This window comes from Streptomyces luteolus (genome assembly GCF_029968015.1).
In the GTDB taxonomy this organism is placed as follows: domain Bacteria; phylum Actinomycetota; class Actinomycetes; order Streptomycetales; family Streptomycetaceae; genus Streptomyces; species Streptomyces luteolus.
In genome coordinates, this window is the sequence record NZ_JASCIS010000052.1 from 1 (window position 1) to 12,934 (window position 12,934).

Genomic DNA, 12,934 nt, shown 5'->3' on the forward strand with positions numbered 1-12,934 from the left:
GAAGTTCGGGGCGGTGCGCAGCGGATGGGCGGCGGGCAGGGGCTCCCGGTCGAAGACGTCGGCGCCCGCGCCCGCGATCCAGCCCTCGTGCAGGGCGCGGAGGAGGGCGTCCTGGTCGACGAGTGCCGCGCGGGAGGTGTTCACGAGGTACGCGCCGGGGCGCATCAGGCGCAGCTCGGGCTCGCCGATGAGGCCGCGCGTACGGTCGCCGAGCTGGACGTGCAGGGAGACGAAGTCACTGCGGGACAGCAGGTGGGGGAGGGACGCGGCGAGCTCCACGTCGGCGGCCGCGGCGCGCTCCGCGGTGAGGTTCTGGCTCCAGGCCGTCACGTCCATGCCGAAGGCGCGGCCGACCCGGGCGACCTTGGTGCCGATTCTGCCGAGCCCGACGACGCCGAGGCGCCGCCCGTGCAGGTCGGCGCCGAGCGTGGACTGCCAGGGGCCGCCGTCCCGCAGCGCGCCGCCCTCCGGCAGGACGTGGCGGGCGAGACCGAGGATCAGGGCCCAGGTCAGCTCGGCGGGCGGCTCGGAGTTGCTGGGTGTGCCGCAGACCGTCACGCCGTGCCGGGCGGCGGCGTCCAGGTCGACGGAGGCGTTGCGCATCCCGGAGGTGATCAGCAGGCGCAGCTTGGGGAGGCGGGCGAGGAGCGAGGCGGGGAACGGGGTGCGCTCACGCATGATGACGACGATCTCGCAGTCCGCGATCTCGGCGGCCACCGAGTCCTCGTCGTCCAGGTACTCGCGTACGACATGGATGTCGATGTCCTTGGCGAGCGGTGACCAGTCGGCCGTGGACAGGGCGACGCCCTGGTAGTCGTCGAGCACGGCGCAGCGCAGCTTGGCCATTTCCACTCCCTCAGCGTGATCGTCCGCGGTCCACCGTCAGCGTAGACGGCGCTCTCGGCGGACGAGCGGGCGACCGCCGCCCGCACCGGCGAAGCGGCCACCGAAGGCCGGACAGCACACTCAAGAGCCACCAGCGCGGGACGACTGGCACGCGGCGAGCGAGCGGCTGCACGCGACCAACAACTTCCCCGAACTCACCGGCAGGTTGCGCCCCGCGCCCTGCGAGGCGGCGGCTGTGTCCTCGCGATCAACCAGCCCGCGGTCACCATCAAGAGCGTCGAGGTGGCCGTCGCCGACGGCGGCTCGGGCCCGGCGGGCCTCGCGGCGGCCCAGCAGTTGACGCGGGTGGGGCATACGGTGGTGGTGTACGAGCGGGACGACCTGGCGGGCGAGCTGCGGCGGCGGCACGACGCGCTCGTGCTCGCGACGGGCACCACGGCCTGGCGTGAACTCCCGGTTCCGGGGCGGGAGTCAAGGGGCATGCACCAGGCGATGGAGTACCTGCCGTACGCCAACCGCGCCTGCCACGACCCGGAGGCGGACCGGCTCGGCACCGCCCCCGCGGCGGACAAGGAGGACGGCCTGATCGGGCAGTTGGGGCTCGGACTTGACGAACGTGGGGTGCTGCGACGGGACTCCGGGTTCGCGACGGGCGCGCCCGGGGTGTACGCGGCGGGCGACGCGGCCCGCGGGCAGTCACTGATCGTCTGGGCCATCGCGGAGGGCCGGGCGGCGGCGGCCGCGGTGGACCGCTGCCTGACCGGAGCCACCCGCCTGCCCGCACCGATCACGGCGGACGCCCGGCCGATGCGGGCGTAGCACCCCGCTGGAACCTCCCGCTCCGGTACGGAAGTTCAGGCCGCGGCCCGCTCGTCCGTGCCCGCCACCTTGCCGGTGGCGAGGGCGACCCGGTTCCAGGTGTTGATGGCGGTCATCAGGGCGATCAGCTGGGCCAGCTCCTCCTCGGAGAAGCGGGCGTCGGCGTCGGCGTACACGTCGTCCGGCACACCGCCCCCCGCGACCAGGGTGACGGACTCGGCGAGGGCGAGGGCGGCCTGCTCGCGCTCGGTGAAGAAGTGCCGGGCCTCGCGCCAGACGCCGACCATGTGCAGCCGCTCGTCGCTCTCACCCGCCTTACGGGCGTCACCGGTGTGCATGTGCAGGCAGTAGGCGCAGCCGTTCAGCTGCGAGGACCGGATCTGGACCAGCTCGACCAGGGCCGGGTCCAGGCCCGCGCGGGCGGCGGCGTCGAAGCCGATCAGCGCCTTGAAGGCGCGGGGCGCGGCCTTGGCGAAGTTGACCCGGACCGGCCGCCCGACCAGGGGGTTCGTCGTGTCGTACGTCGTCTCGTACGTCGTCTCGTACGTCGTCTCGTACGTCGTCTCGTTGCTCATGACCACGAACCTACGGGCCCGAAAGACCCACTGTAGGGTGCAATTCCATGGGAGTTTCTGAGGTCAATCACGGGCCCGCCGAGCCGTCGACCGGCACCGACCTGCACCTCGACCTCCCGCCCACCGGCAGCCGCCGCCTCGCCCTGCAGCACGCGCTGCGCTCAGCCGTACGGTCGGGCCGTCTCGCTCCCGGCACCCTGCTGCCGCCCTACCGCGCCCTCGCGGCCGACCTCGGCATCGCCCGCAACACCGTCGCCGAGGCGTACGCGGAGCTGGTCGCCGAGGGCTGGCTGGTCGCGCGCCAGGGCTCGGGCACCCGGGTCGCCGAGCGGGCCGCCCCCGCGAGCCCCGTCCGCGTACCGAAGAAATCGCCCGCACGCGCGCGTGGGCCCCGGTTCGACCTGCGGCAGGGGCAGCCGGATCCGGCCTCGTTCCCGCGTACGGCCTGGGTGGCGTCCGTGCGGCGGGCCGTGAACGCGGCGCCGCACGAGGCGTTCGGGCCGGGCTCGCCGCAGGGCCGGACCGAGCTGCGCACGGCGCTCGCCACGTATCTGGCACGCGCGCGTGGCGTGCGGACCGACCCGGAGCGGATCGTGATCTGCGCGGGCTTCGCCCACGCGCTGCGGCTGCTGTTCGGCGGCGCGGGCGGGCGCGGCGGCGGCGCGCTTGAGGGTCCGCTCGCCGTGGAGGAGTACGGGCTCGCCTTCCATCGCGCGCTGCTCGCCGACGCGGCGGTACGGACGGTTCCGCTGCCGTTGGACGAACAGGGCGCGCGCACCGACGAGTTGCGTGACCAGCGGGGTGTGCTGCTCTCCCCCGCGCACCAGTTCCCGACCGGCGGCCCGCTGCACGCGGAGCGGCGCGCGACGGCCGTCGACTGGGCACGCGCGCGTGGTGCCCTGGTGCTGGAGGACGACTACGACGGCGAGTTCCGCTACGACCGTCGTCCGGTGGGCGCGGTGCAGGGCCTCGACCCGGAGCGGGTGGTCTATCTCGGCTCGGTCAGCAAGAGCCTCTCCCCCGCGCTGCGGCTGGGCTGGATGGTGCTGCCCGAGCATCTGGTCGACGCCGTGCTGCGGGTCAAGGGCGAGCGGGAGGCATGGACGGGTGTGCCGGACCAGCTGGCGCTCGCGGACTTCCTCGAATGCGGCGCGTACGACCGTCATGTGCGGCGGATGCGGCTGCGCTACCGGCGCCGGCGCGACCGTCTGGTGCAGGCCCTGGCGGCGCGCGCCCCGCACATCCCGGTCACCGGGGTCGCGGCGGGCCTGCACGCGGTGCTGCGGCTGCCGCCCGGCACGGAGCGGTCGACGCTGAAGGCGGCGCGGTGGCAGGGCCTCGCCCTGGACGGCCTGGCGGAGTTCCGGCACCCGGACGCGACGGGCGCGCGGCGCGAGGGCCTGGTCGTGGGGTACGCGACGCCACCGGAGCACGCCTACCCGGCGGCCGTGGACGCGCTGTGCGCCGTCCTGCCCCCTGACGGGTCGTGAGAAGACGCGCGCCTACGGCTTGCGCCCGATCCCCACGAATCCCGGAGTCGGCCCCTCCGACTCGTCCGCCTCGAAGCCGTTCGCGCCCGGCTCCGGCCGCCAGCGCGTGACGATCTCGACGCCCGGCTCGACCAGTTCGAGGCCGTCGAAGAACCGGGCGACCTCGGCGCGGTCGCGCAGGGCGAGGGTGAGGCCGCGGGCGCGGTACATCTCGGTGGCGGCCCGCGCGTTGTCGGGCGTGAACTCGCCGGTGCCATGGGACAGCATCAGGTAGCTGCCCGACGGCAGCTCGGACATGAGGCTGCGCACCAGCTCGTACGCGCCCTGCTCGTCGGAGACGAAGTGCAGCAGGGCGATCAGGGAGAGCGCCACCGGCCGGTCGAAGTCCAGGACTTCACGGGCCTGTTCGACGATGGTCCGCGGCTCCCGCGCGTCGGCCTGCAGATACTCGGTGACACCCTCGGGCGTCGAGCGCAGCAGGGCCTCCGCGTGCCGCAGCACGATCGGGTCGTTGTCGCAGTAGACGACCCGGCTCTCGGGGGCGACGCGCTGGGCGATCTGGTGGAGGTTCGGCTCGGTGGGGATGCCGGTGCCGATGTCCAGGAACTGCCGTACGCCCTGCCGGGCCAGCCAGTCCGTGCCGCGCTGCATGAAGGCGCGGTTGGCGCGGGCCATGGTCAGGGTGCGCGGGTCCATGGCGACGAGCTGCCTGCCCATCTCCACGTCGACGGGGTAGTTGTCCTTTCCGCCGAGGAACCAGTCGTACATCCGGGCCGGGTGCGGCCTGGTCGTGTCGATGGGGTCGGGCCCGGTCATGGCGCGCTCCAAGCGGTGAACGGAGAAAAGGAGGAAAAGAGATAAGGAGGAAAGGAGGAAACGGCGAAAGGGTGCGGCTCAGGACAGCAGGAAGTCGGCCTGGCCGGACTTCGCGCCCTGGATGAAGGCGTGGATCTCGCTGGTCGTGTAGATCAGGGCGGGCCCGTCCGGGTCGGCGGACTGGCGCACGGCGACGCGGCCGTCGGCGAGCTTCATCGCCTCGACGCAGTTGCCGCCGTTGCCGCCGCTCCAGGGCTTGTGCCAGCCCTCCGTGCCGAGGTCGCGCGCGGGCATCCCGTTGTAGACCCAGCCGCCCTCGTCGGCGCGGCCCGCGGGGTCCGCGGGGTCCACGTGGTCCTCGACGGATATGCGGTCCATTCACAGCTCCTTGCGGAGACCCCGGAGGATCTCCTTCGTGCGGTGTGCCGTCGCCGACTGCGCCGCCATCCGGTCCATGACCTCCAGGTACGTGACGACCTCGGCCCGGCGGTCCAGATAGACCGCGCCGGTCAGGTACTCGGCGTAGACCATGTCCTGCAGCTCGGGCACCCCGAAGCGGAAGAGCACGAACGGGCCGTAGGTGCCCGGGTGGTGGCCCTGGGCGAACTCGGCGACCTGCAGGGTCACGTGGGGCAGCCGCGTGGCCTCCAGGAGGCGGTCGAGCTGCGCCCGCATCACCTCGGGCCCGCCGACCGTCCGGCGCAGCACGGTCTCGTCCATGACGACCCACAGCCTCGGGGCGTCGTCCTGGGCGAGCAGTTCCTGGCGCTGCATGCGCAGCGCCACATGCCGCTCGATCTCGGCGTCGTCGGTGCGGCCGACGGCTCCGGAGCGCATCACGGCACGGGCGTAGTCCTCGGTCTGCAGCAGACCGGGCACGAAGTGCGGCTCGTACGACCTGATCAGGCTGGCGGCGCCCTCCAGGCTGACGTACATGGAGAACCAGCTCGGCAGGATGTCGTGGTAGCGCTGCCACCAGCCGGCCTTGTTGGCCTCCTCGGCGAGCGTGACGAAGGAGTCGGCCTCCTCGTCATCGACGCCGTACGCCTTGAGCAGCAGCTGGAGATACGGAATCTTCAGCGTGACCTCGGCGGTCTCCATGCGGCGGACCGTGGCGGGGGCGACGCGCAGGACGCGTGCGGCCTCCTCGCGCTTGAGCCCGGCGTGCTCACGGAGCTCCTGGAGACGTTTGCCGAGAACGACCTGACCCACGGTGGGAGCGGACCGCGGTTCGCTCACTGCTGCCTCCGTCTCGCCTGGGGTCCGTCGCCGGTGATCGCTGTCGGCCAACGGGAAAAAAGCTGTCGGACATAGGAAAAAACGCTGCCCGCCAGCGGGAAAATCCCTGCCCGCGCGGCGCCGTACGGATGCCGCTGGAGAAGTGTGCCACGGGCACTCCGCGAGGAACACTGCACTCTGCACTTTTCAGAGTGGCGCTTGCCAAGTGTTCGCGGCGGGGAGATAGTGGCAGGCGTGAACTCGTCCGCCCCGTTAGGAACCGGCCGTGGCACTCGGTAAGACCCATGCTGTGCAGTCCCCTGCCGGGGCGCCGTTCGGCGACCGCCGCTGCCGTTTCGAGCTGGCCGCGAGCCCCGACTCCGTGCCGCACGCCAGACGCCTGACGCGCGAGCACCTCTCGGGCTTCGCGGTGTGCCCCGACACCTGTGACACGGCGGCACTCGTCGTCTCCGAGCTGGTCACCAACGCCCTCGTGCACACGGTGAGCCGGCAGATCGTCTGCGACCTCACGGACGACCCGACCGCGGGCCATGTCCGGATAGTCGTACGCGACGAGGGCCCCGGCAGGCACGGCGGCCCCCATCCGCACCCCGCGCGCTCCGGCGACGAGGACCACGGCCGTGGCCTGCTGCTCGTCTCGGCGGTGAGCTCCGCGTGGGGCGCCCAGGAGGACGGGCCCGGCTTGATGGTCTGGGCCGAGCTGCCGCGGTCTGCCGGGGCGGCGGCCGCGTGACGCGGGCCGAAGACGGTACGGGAGCGGCCCGCACGGAGACCGGGGTGGCGGGATGCGCGTACTGACCTTGACGAAGCTCGCCTCGCTGGCGCGCCTGCCCCATGACGTTCCCCTGGAGCTGCCCGAGGGCATGACGACCCCGCTCGGCTGCGACGCCGTGGGCATGCCCGAGGAGTTCGGGCACCAGGTACGGGCCCGGCTGCCGCGCATCGGCTGTGTGTACGAGGACGGCGCCCGCTGGTGGTGGATCGTTCCGTCGGGCTCCTCGGTCTCCCTGGACTGGCCGCTTCCGCTGCGGTACGCGGCGGGGGCGCGGCTCCCGTCCGGCCCGAGCGCGCCCCGGCTCGTGCACCGGCCCGAGGGCACGGCCCCCTACACGCCGCCGATCCCGCTGTACCTCACGGTCTGCCGGATCACGGGCACGGTCCCGCTCTGGATGCGTACGACGCGCACGGCACCGGCCTCGCCCACCGGGTGTCAGGGGCGGTAGTCCTGGATCCGTCGGCCGGGTGCGCGGCGGGTCAACTCCGGTAGCCGTTCCTCCAGTTGGGCCGCGATGCGCGGGACGTCCAGGGTGAGCAGCTCGCGGTCGCGCATCAGGACCTTGCCGTCGACGATCGTCGTGGTGACGTCGGCGGAGCGCGCGCTGTGCACGAGGGTCGCGGCGAGGTCGTGCACGGGCCGGGTGTGCGGGCCGCTCAGATCGACGAGGATCAGGTCGGCCCGCCGGCCCGGCGCGAGGGAGCCGACGGTGTCGCCGAGGCCGACGGCGTGGGCGCTCTGCAGGGTGGCGTGGTGCAGGGCCTGGCGGGCGGTGAGCCAGGCCGGGTCGCCGGTGGACTGCTTCTGGACGAGCGCGGTGAGCGTCATGGCCTCCCACACGTCGAGAGTGTTGTTGGACGCGGCGCCGTCCGTGGCGAGGCCGACGGGGATGCCGAGCCGAGCGAGGGCGCGTACAGGCGTGGTGTCCCAGGCGAACTTCAGGTAGCCGCGCGGCGCGCTCGCCACGGCGACCCGCCCGCCTGCGGCGCCGAGCACGTCGAGGTCGCGTTCCACGAGTCCGGTGGCGTGCGCGATCAGCAGCTCGACGCCCTCGTCGAGGAGTCCGGCGCGCTGCAGGGTCTCGATGGGCGTACGGCCCGTGCGGGCGAGGCTCGACTCGGTCTGGTCGCGGTTCTCGGCGGCGTGGATGTGCACGGACAGGCCGTGTTCCTGGGCGAGTTGGGCGATGGCGGCGAGGTCGGCGTCGTCCACGGTGTACGGGGCGTGCGGCGCGAGGCACGTGGTGATGCGGCCGTCGGCGGCGCCCCTGTGGTCGAGGGCGAACTCCAGGGAGCGGGCGCGGCCTTCGGGCCCCTGGGAGGAGAAGTAGGCGGCGCCTAGGTGGGCGCGAAGGCCGCTGTCGGTGACGGCGTCGGCGACCGACTCCATCGCGAAGTAGTGGTCGGCGAAGCAGGTCACGCCGCCGCGGATCATCTCGGCGCAGGCGAGCCGCGCCCCGAGCGCCACGTCGCGGTCGGTGAGGTTGGACTCGATGGGCCAGATCCAGTCGTTGAACCACTCCTCGACGGGCAGGTCCTCGGCGATGCCGCGCAGGGCCACCATCGGGCTGTGCGTATGGCAGTTGACCAGGCCGGGCAGGGCGACCTGGCCGTGTGCGTCGATGCGTTCGACGGCGTCCAGGCGCGCGGCCTCCGCGCTGGAGGTGAGGGCGGCGACGATGCCGTCGCGGACGACGATCGCGCGGTCGGCGGCGAAGCCGACGCGGCCCTCGGGGTCGTGCACGAGCGCGGTGCAGTGGGTGACGACGAGGTCGGCGGGGCCGCGCGCGCCGGGGGCGGGAGGTTCGGCGGCAGGCTGGTCGGTCGCTGTCATCCCGCCAAGGTAGGGGCTTGCGGGCGGCGTCGCGGCGTGTCCGGACAACTCGGCAGATGTCCTTGCCATAGTGAGCGGCGCCGGGTCCCGGGCAACCGTCCGTGGCCCGCTCCCCACCCCTCCGACCAAGGGATCCGCATGCCCCGCACCGCCTCCGCCCGTACCCGACTCGCCGTCGCCGCACTCGCGTTGACGACCCTCACGGTGGGCGCGCCCGCCGCGTACGCCTCGCTCGACAAGGAGCCGGTCTCCGCGGCCGGTGCGCGCGGGGACGCGTATGTCGAGACCCGGCTGATGTTCGGCACCGAACGGCCCGACGGCGGTCCCGATGTGACGGACCGGCAGTTCATGGACTTCGTGGACCGCGAGGTGACCCCGCGCTTCCCGGAGGGCCTGACCGTGCAGACCGGCCACGGCCAGTGGCGGGACGCGCACGGCACGGTGGAGCGGGAGCGTTCGTACGAGCTGGTCCTGCTGTATCCGGCGGCGTCGGCCGCGGAGCGCGATCCGCAGGTGGAGCGGATCCGGGACGCGTACATCCGCGCGTACGGGCAGGAGGCGGTGGCGCGGATCGACGACCGGCTGAGGGTCGACTTCTGAGGGTCTGAGGGGTCTGAGGGTTGCGGCTCATTCCCGGGGTGCGGCTCCGGCTCCGGCCCCGCTGACAGACTGCGGGCATGAATCGAACTCCTGAGCCCGGGCGGGTCGACGCCGCCGTCACTCTCGGCCTGTTCGCGGCCTGGCTGGTGCATGACCTGGAGGAGCTGGCGACCGTGCCGCGCTGGACGCGTACGCGGATTCCGGAGCTGCGGCGGCGCTTTCCGCAGGTGCCGGAGCGGCTGTGGCGGAGCATGGAGGGCATGCGGGGGCGGGAGTTCGCCGTCGCGATGGCCGGGGTGGGGCTCGTGGTGGCGTCGGCTGCGGCGGACGGGCATCGCACGGGCGGGCGTTCGGCGTACTACCAGTCGGTGCTCGACGGGTTCGGTCTGCACGGCCTGGTCCACCTCGCCCAGGCCGCCGCCACCCGTGGCTATACGCCGGGCTCGGCCACCTCGCCCCTGTTGGTGGTGCCGTTCACGCTGTGGGCGCGCGGCCGCTTGCGCCGCGCGGGTGTGCTGCGGCCGACGACCGCCAAGGACGCGGCGCTGAGCCTGGGCCTTGCGGGGGTGGCGGCGGTGGGGGCGCACGCGGCGGCGCGGAGGGTGCTGTCGGTGCGGCGGATGGGGTGAACCAGTCTGTGTCCAGGGCGAGTTGGTCCTGAGCCTGGTCCCTCAGCCGCGTGGGCGGCGGTATCCCAGCGAGGCCTCGATGCGGCCGATGAGGCGGTCGCGGCCGGCCGGGCCCGCCTGGTCCGTCCCGATGAGCCAGGCACGGCATCTGCTGGCGAGGAGCAGGCCGAAGCTCTCCGCGTCGCTCTCGTCGTCATGGTGGTCGAAGTGGGTGCGGGCCGCGACCTTGAGGACGGTCGCCTGGAGGTCGGCCTCGTCGGCGAGCAGCCGGGCGGCGACGCCCGCGCCCTCCACGTGGTGGCTGGCGTGCCCGGCCTCCATGTGCCACAACTCATGTCCCAGAATGACGAGTTGGTGGTCGGGGGCGGTGCGCTCCTCGATCACGATCAGGTCCTGGTCGACCATGTCGAGCCAGAGCCCGCTGGCGGTGCCGGGCGGGAACGAGGCGGTGCGCAGCCGTACGGGGCGGCCGCGGCGCCGGCTCATCGCCTCGCAGAGCGCCGCGTGCAGGTCCTGGGGGCGGGCGGGCGCGGCCGACTCGACTCCGGCGAGCAGGTCGGCGCAGAGCCTGCGCATGTCCTTGGCTATCCCCACGGTTCTCTCCGTGCCTCGCTCCTGAACCTGGTGCTGCTCCTGGCGGCGGCCATCAGGACTCCGACCGCCGCACGTTCTCCAGGAGCATGTCCAGCCACTCCGTGACCGTGTCCCGGTGCTTGTCGGTGGGCAGTTGGGCGGCGCGCCAGGCGATGCCGCGCACCCCGTGGTCCTGCAGCAGGCGCTGCAGCGGGTCCGCCGGGCCGTCGGCGGCCTCTTCCGTCCCCTCCGCCGCGGCCGCGGGCGCGGTCGACGGGGCCGCGGCGGATCCCGGCGCTCCGGCGTGCCCGGCCGCGTCGACCGGCGGGCGCTCCTCCGGGAGCCCGGCCTGGCGCTGGCGCAACTCCTCCTCCACGCGCCGCAGCGCGCCGGTCAGGGCGTCGGTGTCCTCGGCGGTGAGGAATCCGGCGTGCACCTTGAAGAACCGCTGGATGGCGGCGCAGTGCTCCATGGTGGGGCGCCGGTCGCCGTTGATGAGGGCGCCGGCCTGCTGACGTGACATGCCCGCGCCGTGGGCGATCTCCTGCTGCGTGTACCGCCGGCCGTCGGGCTTGAGCCGGGTCTTGCGCAGCAGGGCGAAGCGTTGCAGGAAGCGCGCCTGGAGGTCTGCCTCGCCCCCGGACCGTCCTGCGAGCAGCTCCTCGACGACCGGGACGGGCACGCCGGACTCCGCGGAGAGCTTGGCGGGCCGGAAGGCCTCGGCGCGGGGCACGCCGACCCGGTCGGCGAGTTCGGCGACTCGGGCGACCACCACGGCGAGCGGCCCGGCGGCTGCCGGACCGGGAACCGAGAAGTCATCAGTCACCGGTGGGTCTCCTACGTCGAGAGCTTCGATTCGGTCAACTGTCGTTCCGTACGGCCGCGTCGTGTCCGGCGGACCTCTCGCACGGCGCTCACCTCGGGGAACTCCGGAGAGTTCCGGGAAATTCCACGGAACTCCGGGGAACTCTGGGGAACTCTCCTTGCCCTGGGCGTACTTGGGCGGCTCGACGCCGGTGCCGTACCGGCTTCGGACAACAACCGGGGCTGCCCGGAGGGTAGTCGGTCCGCAACGGCCCGGCCAAGACTTGCCACAGCTGTGGCGCAAAGCGATCGGCCTGCGGCAGGAAATGCCACGATCATTGACACACGGTCTGCGGGACAAGGAGTATCGCCTTCAACAAAGTACGTAACGGACGGTCGCAGCCGGGCAGGGAGCACCGCGGACCGGTCCGGGCCCGAGGAACCGCCTCGCGGACCCGCGTACGGAAGGTCTCACTCCACGGGAGGGACAGCGTCTCGATGACGAATGATCTCGATGGCGAATGACCCGGCGTCCGGATCCTCCGGCTCCCTGAAGGCCTGGCCCCACGGCACCGGCAAGGCCCAACCGACCTCCGCAGAGCGTGAGTTGGCACTGCGGGCCTACCTCCGCGACTACACCGCGCTGATCGCCGCCACGCCCCACCCGTCCCTCCTCGTCGATCACGCGTGGAACGTCCTGGCCGCCAATCCCGCGTACGAGAGCCTCTTCCGGGAGGTGCGGGAGGTGGCCTCGGCGATGCCGGGCGAGAACCTGCTGCGGTTCGTCCTCTTCCACCCGGACGCCGGCAGGGTGCTCCGCGAGCACGAGACGGGCTGGTGCCTGCCGCTGCTCGCGCAGTTCTCGGCGGCCCTCGACGCGCACGGGCAGGACGCCACATTGCGCGACATCCGCGAGGAGATCGCCCGTGACCCGCTGATGAACGCCGCCTACCAGCAGGGGCTGCCCCGCTGGATGCACAGCGTGGGCCCGGCCGCCCTGGACCACGACGGGGCGGTGCGTTCGCTGCGGCACCCGGATCCGGCCTGGGGCACCACCACGTGCCGGATCGTCACGGACACGCCCGGCACGCTGCGTGAACGCGGTCTGACCCGGCTGACGTTGATCCTGCACGAGCCTGGGCGGCGGCGGGAGGAGACCACGGCCCGCCCCGCCGCGAGCACCCCGCAGGGCTCGCCGCCCCTACTGCGGGTCGTGCGTCCGCGGGCGTGAGTGCTTCGGGGGCCAGCCCCCGGGCCCCCGCTCCTCAAACGCCGGAGGGGCTGATTTATCAGCCCGTCCGGCGTTTGAGGACGAGCCCGCAGGGCGATCGGCGGTGACCGAGTCGACGGTACGGGCCCGTCCCCGTACAAATCGCTCAGCCGCCGATGTTGACGTCGATGCAGGCGTAGAAGGCGTTCGACGTGTCGGCGATGTTCCACACCGCGAGCACCTTCTGCTTGCCGGTGGCGCCGCCGAAGTTCACGTTGTGCGTGACGGTCTCTCCGGGCTGGGCGCCGCCGTCGTCGAACGACGCGATCTTGCTGCCGCCGAGGAAGTACTCCCAGGTGCTGGTGGCGTGCCGGGCGGTCAGCTTCCAGGTGAAGTCCTGGGAGCTGCCGACCGGGGTGACGGCCCAGCCCTTGTTGTCGTCGTCCAGCTCGGCGAAGCGCTCGTTGCCGCCCGCGCAGCTCTTCAGGCCCTTGGGGCCCTCGACGCTCTGCGGCTCGTACTTGATCGCACCGCACGGGACGGTCCCCGCGGCGCACTGGGCCTGCCTGCTGGGCGGCGAGTTGACGTATCCGTGCGCGCTGGCGGTGCCGGTGGACAGGGTCAGGGCGATGAGCGGTGCGATGCCCGCGCCCAGGGCGAAGGCCAGCTTCCGGTTTCGCTGCATGGCTACTCCTTCACTGCAGTGAGCCGCCGCTCTCGTGGGG

Annotated in this window: 15 protein-coding genes and 1 pseudogene; 7 read left to right on the plus strand and 9 right to left on the minus strand. The window is 72.9% G+C overall.

Annotated elements, in window-relative coordinates; translation table 11 throughout:
* Positions 1-846: D-2-hydroxyacid dehydrogenase family protein (locus tag QIT00_RS32950; protein WP_282539142.1), on the minus strand; the 846-nt coding region annotated here is incomplete at its 3' end.
* Between the two features lie 136 nt (positions 847-982).
* Between QIT00_RS32950 and QIT00_RS32955 the strand changes: the two are divergent.
* A pseudogene (locus QIT00_RS32955) lies at positions 983-1,665 on the plus strand (NAD(P)-binding protein); the annotation flags it as partial.
* Positions 1,666-1,700: 35 nt separating this feature from the next.
* Here the strand turns inward: QIT00_RS32955 and QIT00_RS32960 are convergent.
* Positions 1,701-2,240 (minus strand): carboxymuconolactone decarboxylase family protein, encoded by a 540-nt coding sequence (locus QIT00_RS32960; protein ID WP_282539143.1) that lies wholly within the window; start codon positions 2,238-2,240, stop codon positions 1,701-1,703.
* A gap of 47 nt (positions 2,241-2,287) precedes the next feature.
* On the opposite strand from QIT00_RS32960, the gene pdxR reads away from it, so the two are divergent.
* On the plus strand, positions 2,288-3,730 hold the full coding sequence (gene pdxR, locus QIT00_RS32965) for a MocR-like pyridoxine biosynthesis transcription factor PdxR (RefSeq protein WP_282539144.1): 1,443 nt from the start codon (positions 2,288-2,290) through the stop codon (positions 3,728-3,730).
* Between the two features lie 12 nt (positions 3,731-3,742).
* Here pdxR and QIT00_RS32970 read toward each other — a convergent pair whose 3' ends face one another.
* From QIT00_RS32970 to QIT00_RS32980, 3 genes are all read right to left on the minus strand, one after another.
* Positions 3,743-4,546: an SAM-dependent methyltransferase gene (locus QIT00_RS32970; RefSeq protein WP_282539145.1), complete on the minus strand. Its 804-nt coding sequence runs from the start codon at positions 4,544-4,546 to the stop codon at positions 3,743-3,745.
* A gap of 78 nt (positions 4,547-4,624) precedes the next feature.
* Entirely contained in the window at positions 4,625-4,840 is a 216-nt protein-coding gene (locus QIT00_RS32975; RefSeq protein ID WP_282539183.1) for a DUF397 domain-containing protein, read from the minus strand.
* Between the two features lie 84 nt (positions 4,841-4,924).
* The gene (locus QIT00_RS32980) at positions 4,925-5,785 is read right to left on the minus strand and encodes a helix-turn-helix domain-containing protein (protein ID WP_282539146.1); all 861 of its coding nucleotides are present in this window, start codon (positions 5,783-5,785) and stop codon (positions 4,925-4,927) included.
* Between the two features lie 265 nt (positions 5,786-6,050).
* Between QIT00_RS32980 and QIT00_RS32985 the strand changes: the two genes are divergently transcribed.
* Together QIT00_RS32985 and QIT00_RS32990 are read left to right on the plus strand one after the other, a co-directional pair.
* Positions 6,051-6,518 (plus strand): ATP-binding protein, encoded by a 468-nt coding sequence (locus tag QIT00_RS32985; RefSeq protein WP_349017221.1) that lies wholly within the window; start codon positions 6,051-6,053, stop codon positions 6,516-6,518.
* A gap of 52 nt (positions 6,519-6,570) precedes the next feature.
* Positions 6,571-7,008, plus strand: a complete 438-nt coding sequence (locus QIT00_RS32990) for a hypothetical protein (protein ID WP_282539147.1) — start codon at positions 6,571-6,573, stop codon at positions 7,006-7,008.
* Here QIT00_RS32990 and QIT00_RS32995 read toward each other — a convergent pair.
* Positions 6,996-8,393: an amidohydrolase gene (locus QIT00_RS32995; RefSeq protein ID WP_282539148.1), complete on the minus strand. Its 1,398-nt coding sequence runs from the start codon at positions 8,391-8,393 to the stop codon at positions 6,996-6,998. The two genes, QIT00_RS32990 and QIT00_RS32995, sit on opposite strands and share 13 nt — an antisense overlap.
* Before the next feature lie 138 nt (positions 8,394-8,531).
* On the opposite strand from QIT00_RS32995, the gene QIT00_RS33000 reads away from it, so the two are divergent.
* Positions 8,532-8,993 carry a DUF3574 domain-containing protein gene (locus tag QIT00_RS33000; protein ID WP_282539149.1) on the plus strand — a complete coding sequence of 154 codons (462 nt, stop codon included), beginning with the start codon at positions 8,532-8,534 and terminating at the stop codon, positions 8,991-8,993.
* A gap of 77 nt (positions 8,994-9,070) precedes the next feature.
* Positions 9,071-9,622: an HXXEE domain-containing protein gene (locus tag QIT00_RS33005; RefSeq protein WP_282539150.1), complete on the plus strand. Its 552-nt coding sequence runs from the start codon at positions 9,071-9,073 to the stop codon at positions 9,620-9,622.
* A 42-nt stretch (positions 9,623-9,664) separates the two neighbouring features.
* On the opposite strand, the gene QIT00_RS33010 is transcribed toward QIT00_RS33005, so the two are convergent.
* Entirely contained in the window at positions 9,665-10,198 is a 534-nt protein-coding gene (locus tag QIT00_RS33010; protein ID WP_282539184.1) for a toxin-antitoxin system, toxin component, read from the minus strand.
* Positions 10,199-10,268: 70 nt separating this feature from the next.
* Entirely contained in the window at positions 10,269-11,021 is a 753-nt protein-coding gene (locus tag QIT00_RS33015) for a helix-turn-helix domain-containing protein (protein ID WP_282539151.1), read from the minus strand.
* A gap of 492 nt (positions 11,022-11,513) precedes the next feature.
* Here QIT00_RS33015 and QIT00_RS33020 point away from each other — a divergent pair, with 492 nt between their 5' ends.
* Positions 11,514-12,230, plus strand: coding sequence for an MmyB family transcriptional regulator (locus QIT00_RS33020; RefSeq protein ID WP_282539152.1), 717 nt, complete (start codon positions 11,514-11,516; stop codon positions 12,228-12,230).
* 145 nt (positions 12,231-12,375) lie between these two features.
* On the opposite strand, the gene QIT00_RS33025 is transcribed toward QIT00_RS33020, so the two are convergent.
* On the minus strand, positions 12,376-12,894 hold the full coding sequence (locus tag QIT00_RS33025; protein WP_282539153.1) for a lytic polysaccharide monooxygenase auxiliary activity family 9 protein: 519 nt from the start codon (positions 12,892-12,894) through the stop codon (positions 12,376-12,378).
* Between the last annotated feature and the right edge of the window lie 40 nt (positions 12,895-12,934).

Excerpts from the sequence above, each read along its gene's own strand:
- QIT00_RS32960 (WP_282539143.1), bottom strand. The coding sequence starts at position 2,240 with ATGAGCAACGAGACGACGTACGAGACGACGTACGAGACGACGTACGAG.
- pdxR (WP_282539144.1), top strand. The coding sequence starts at position 2,288 with ATGGGAGTTTCTGAGGTCAATCACGGGCCCGCCGAGCCGTCGACCGGC.
- QIT00_RS32970 (WP_282539145.1), bottom strand. The coding sequence starts at position 4,546 with ATGACCGGGCCCGACCCCATCGACACGACCAGGCCGCACCCGGCCCGG.
- QIT00_RS32975 (WP_282539183.1), bottom strand. The coding sequence starts at position 4,840 with ATGCCCGCGCGCGACCTCGGCACGGAGGGCTGGCACAAGCCCTGGAGC.
- QIT00_RS32990 (WP_282539147.1), top strand. The coding sequence starts at position 6,571 with ATGCGCGTACTGACCTTGACGAAGCTCGCCTCGCTGGCGCGCCTGCCC.
- QIT00_RS32995 (WP_282539148.1), bottom strand. The coding sequence starts at position 8,393 with ATGACAGCGACCGACCAGCCTGCCGCCGAACCTCCCGCCCCCGGCGCG.
- QIT00_RS33000 (WP_282539149.1), top strand. The coding sequence starts at position 8,532 with ATGCCCCGCACCGCCTCCGCCCGTACCCGACTCGCCGTCGCCGCACTC.
- QIT00_RS33005 (WP_282539150.1), top strand. The coding sequence starts at position 9,071 with ATGAATCGAACTCCTGAGCCCGGGCGGGTCGACGCCGCCGTCACTCTC.
- QIT00_RS33010 (WP_282539184.1), bottom strand. The coding sequence starts at position 10,198 with ATGCGCAGGCTCTGCGCCGACCTGCTCGCCGGAGTCGAGTCGGCCGCG.
- QIT00_RS33020 (WP_282539152.1), top strand. The coding sequence starts at position 11,514 with ATGGCGAATGACCCGGCGTCCGGATCCTCCGGCTCCCTGAAGGCCTGG.
- QIT00_RS33025 (WP_282539153.1), bottom strand. The coding sequence starts at position 12,894 with ATGCAGCGAAACCGGAAGCTGGCCTTCGCCCTGGGCGCGGGCATCGCA.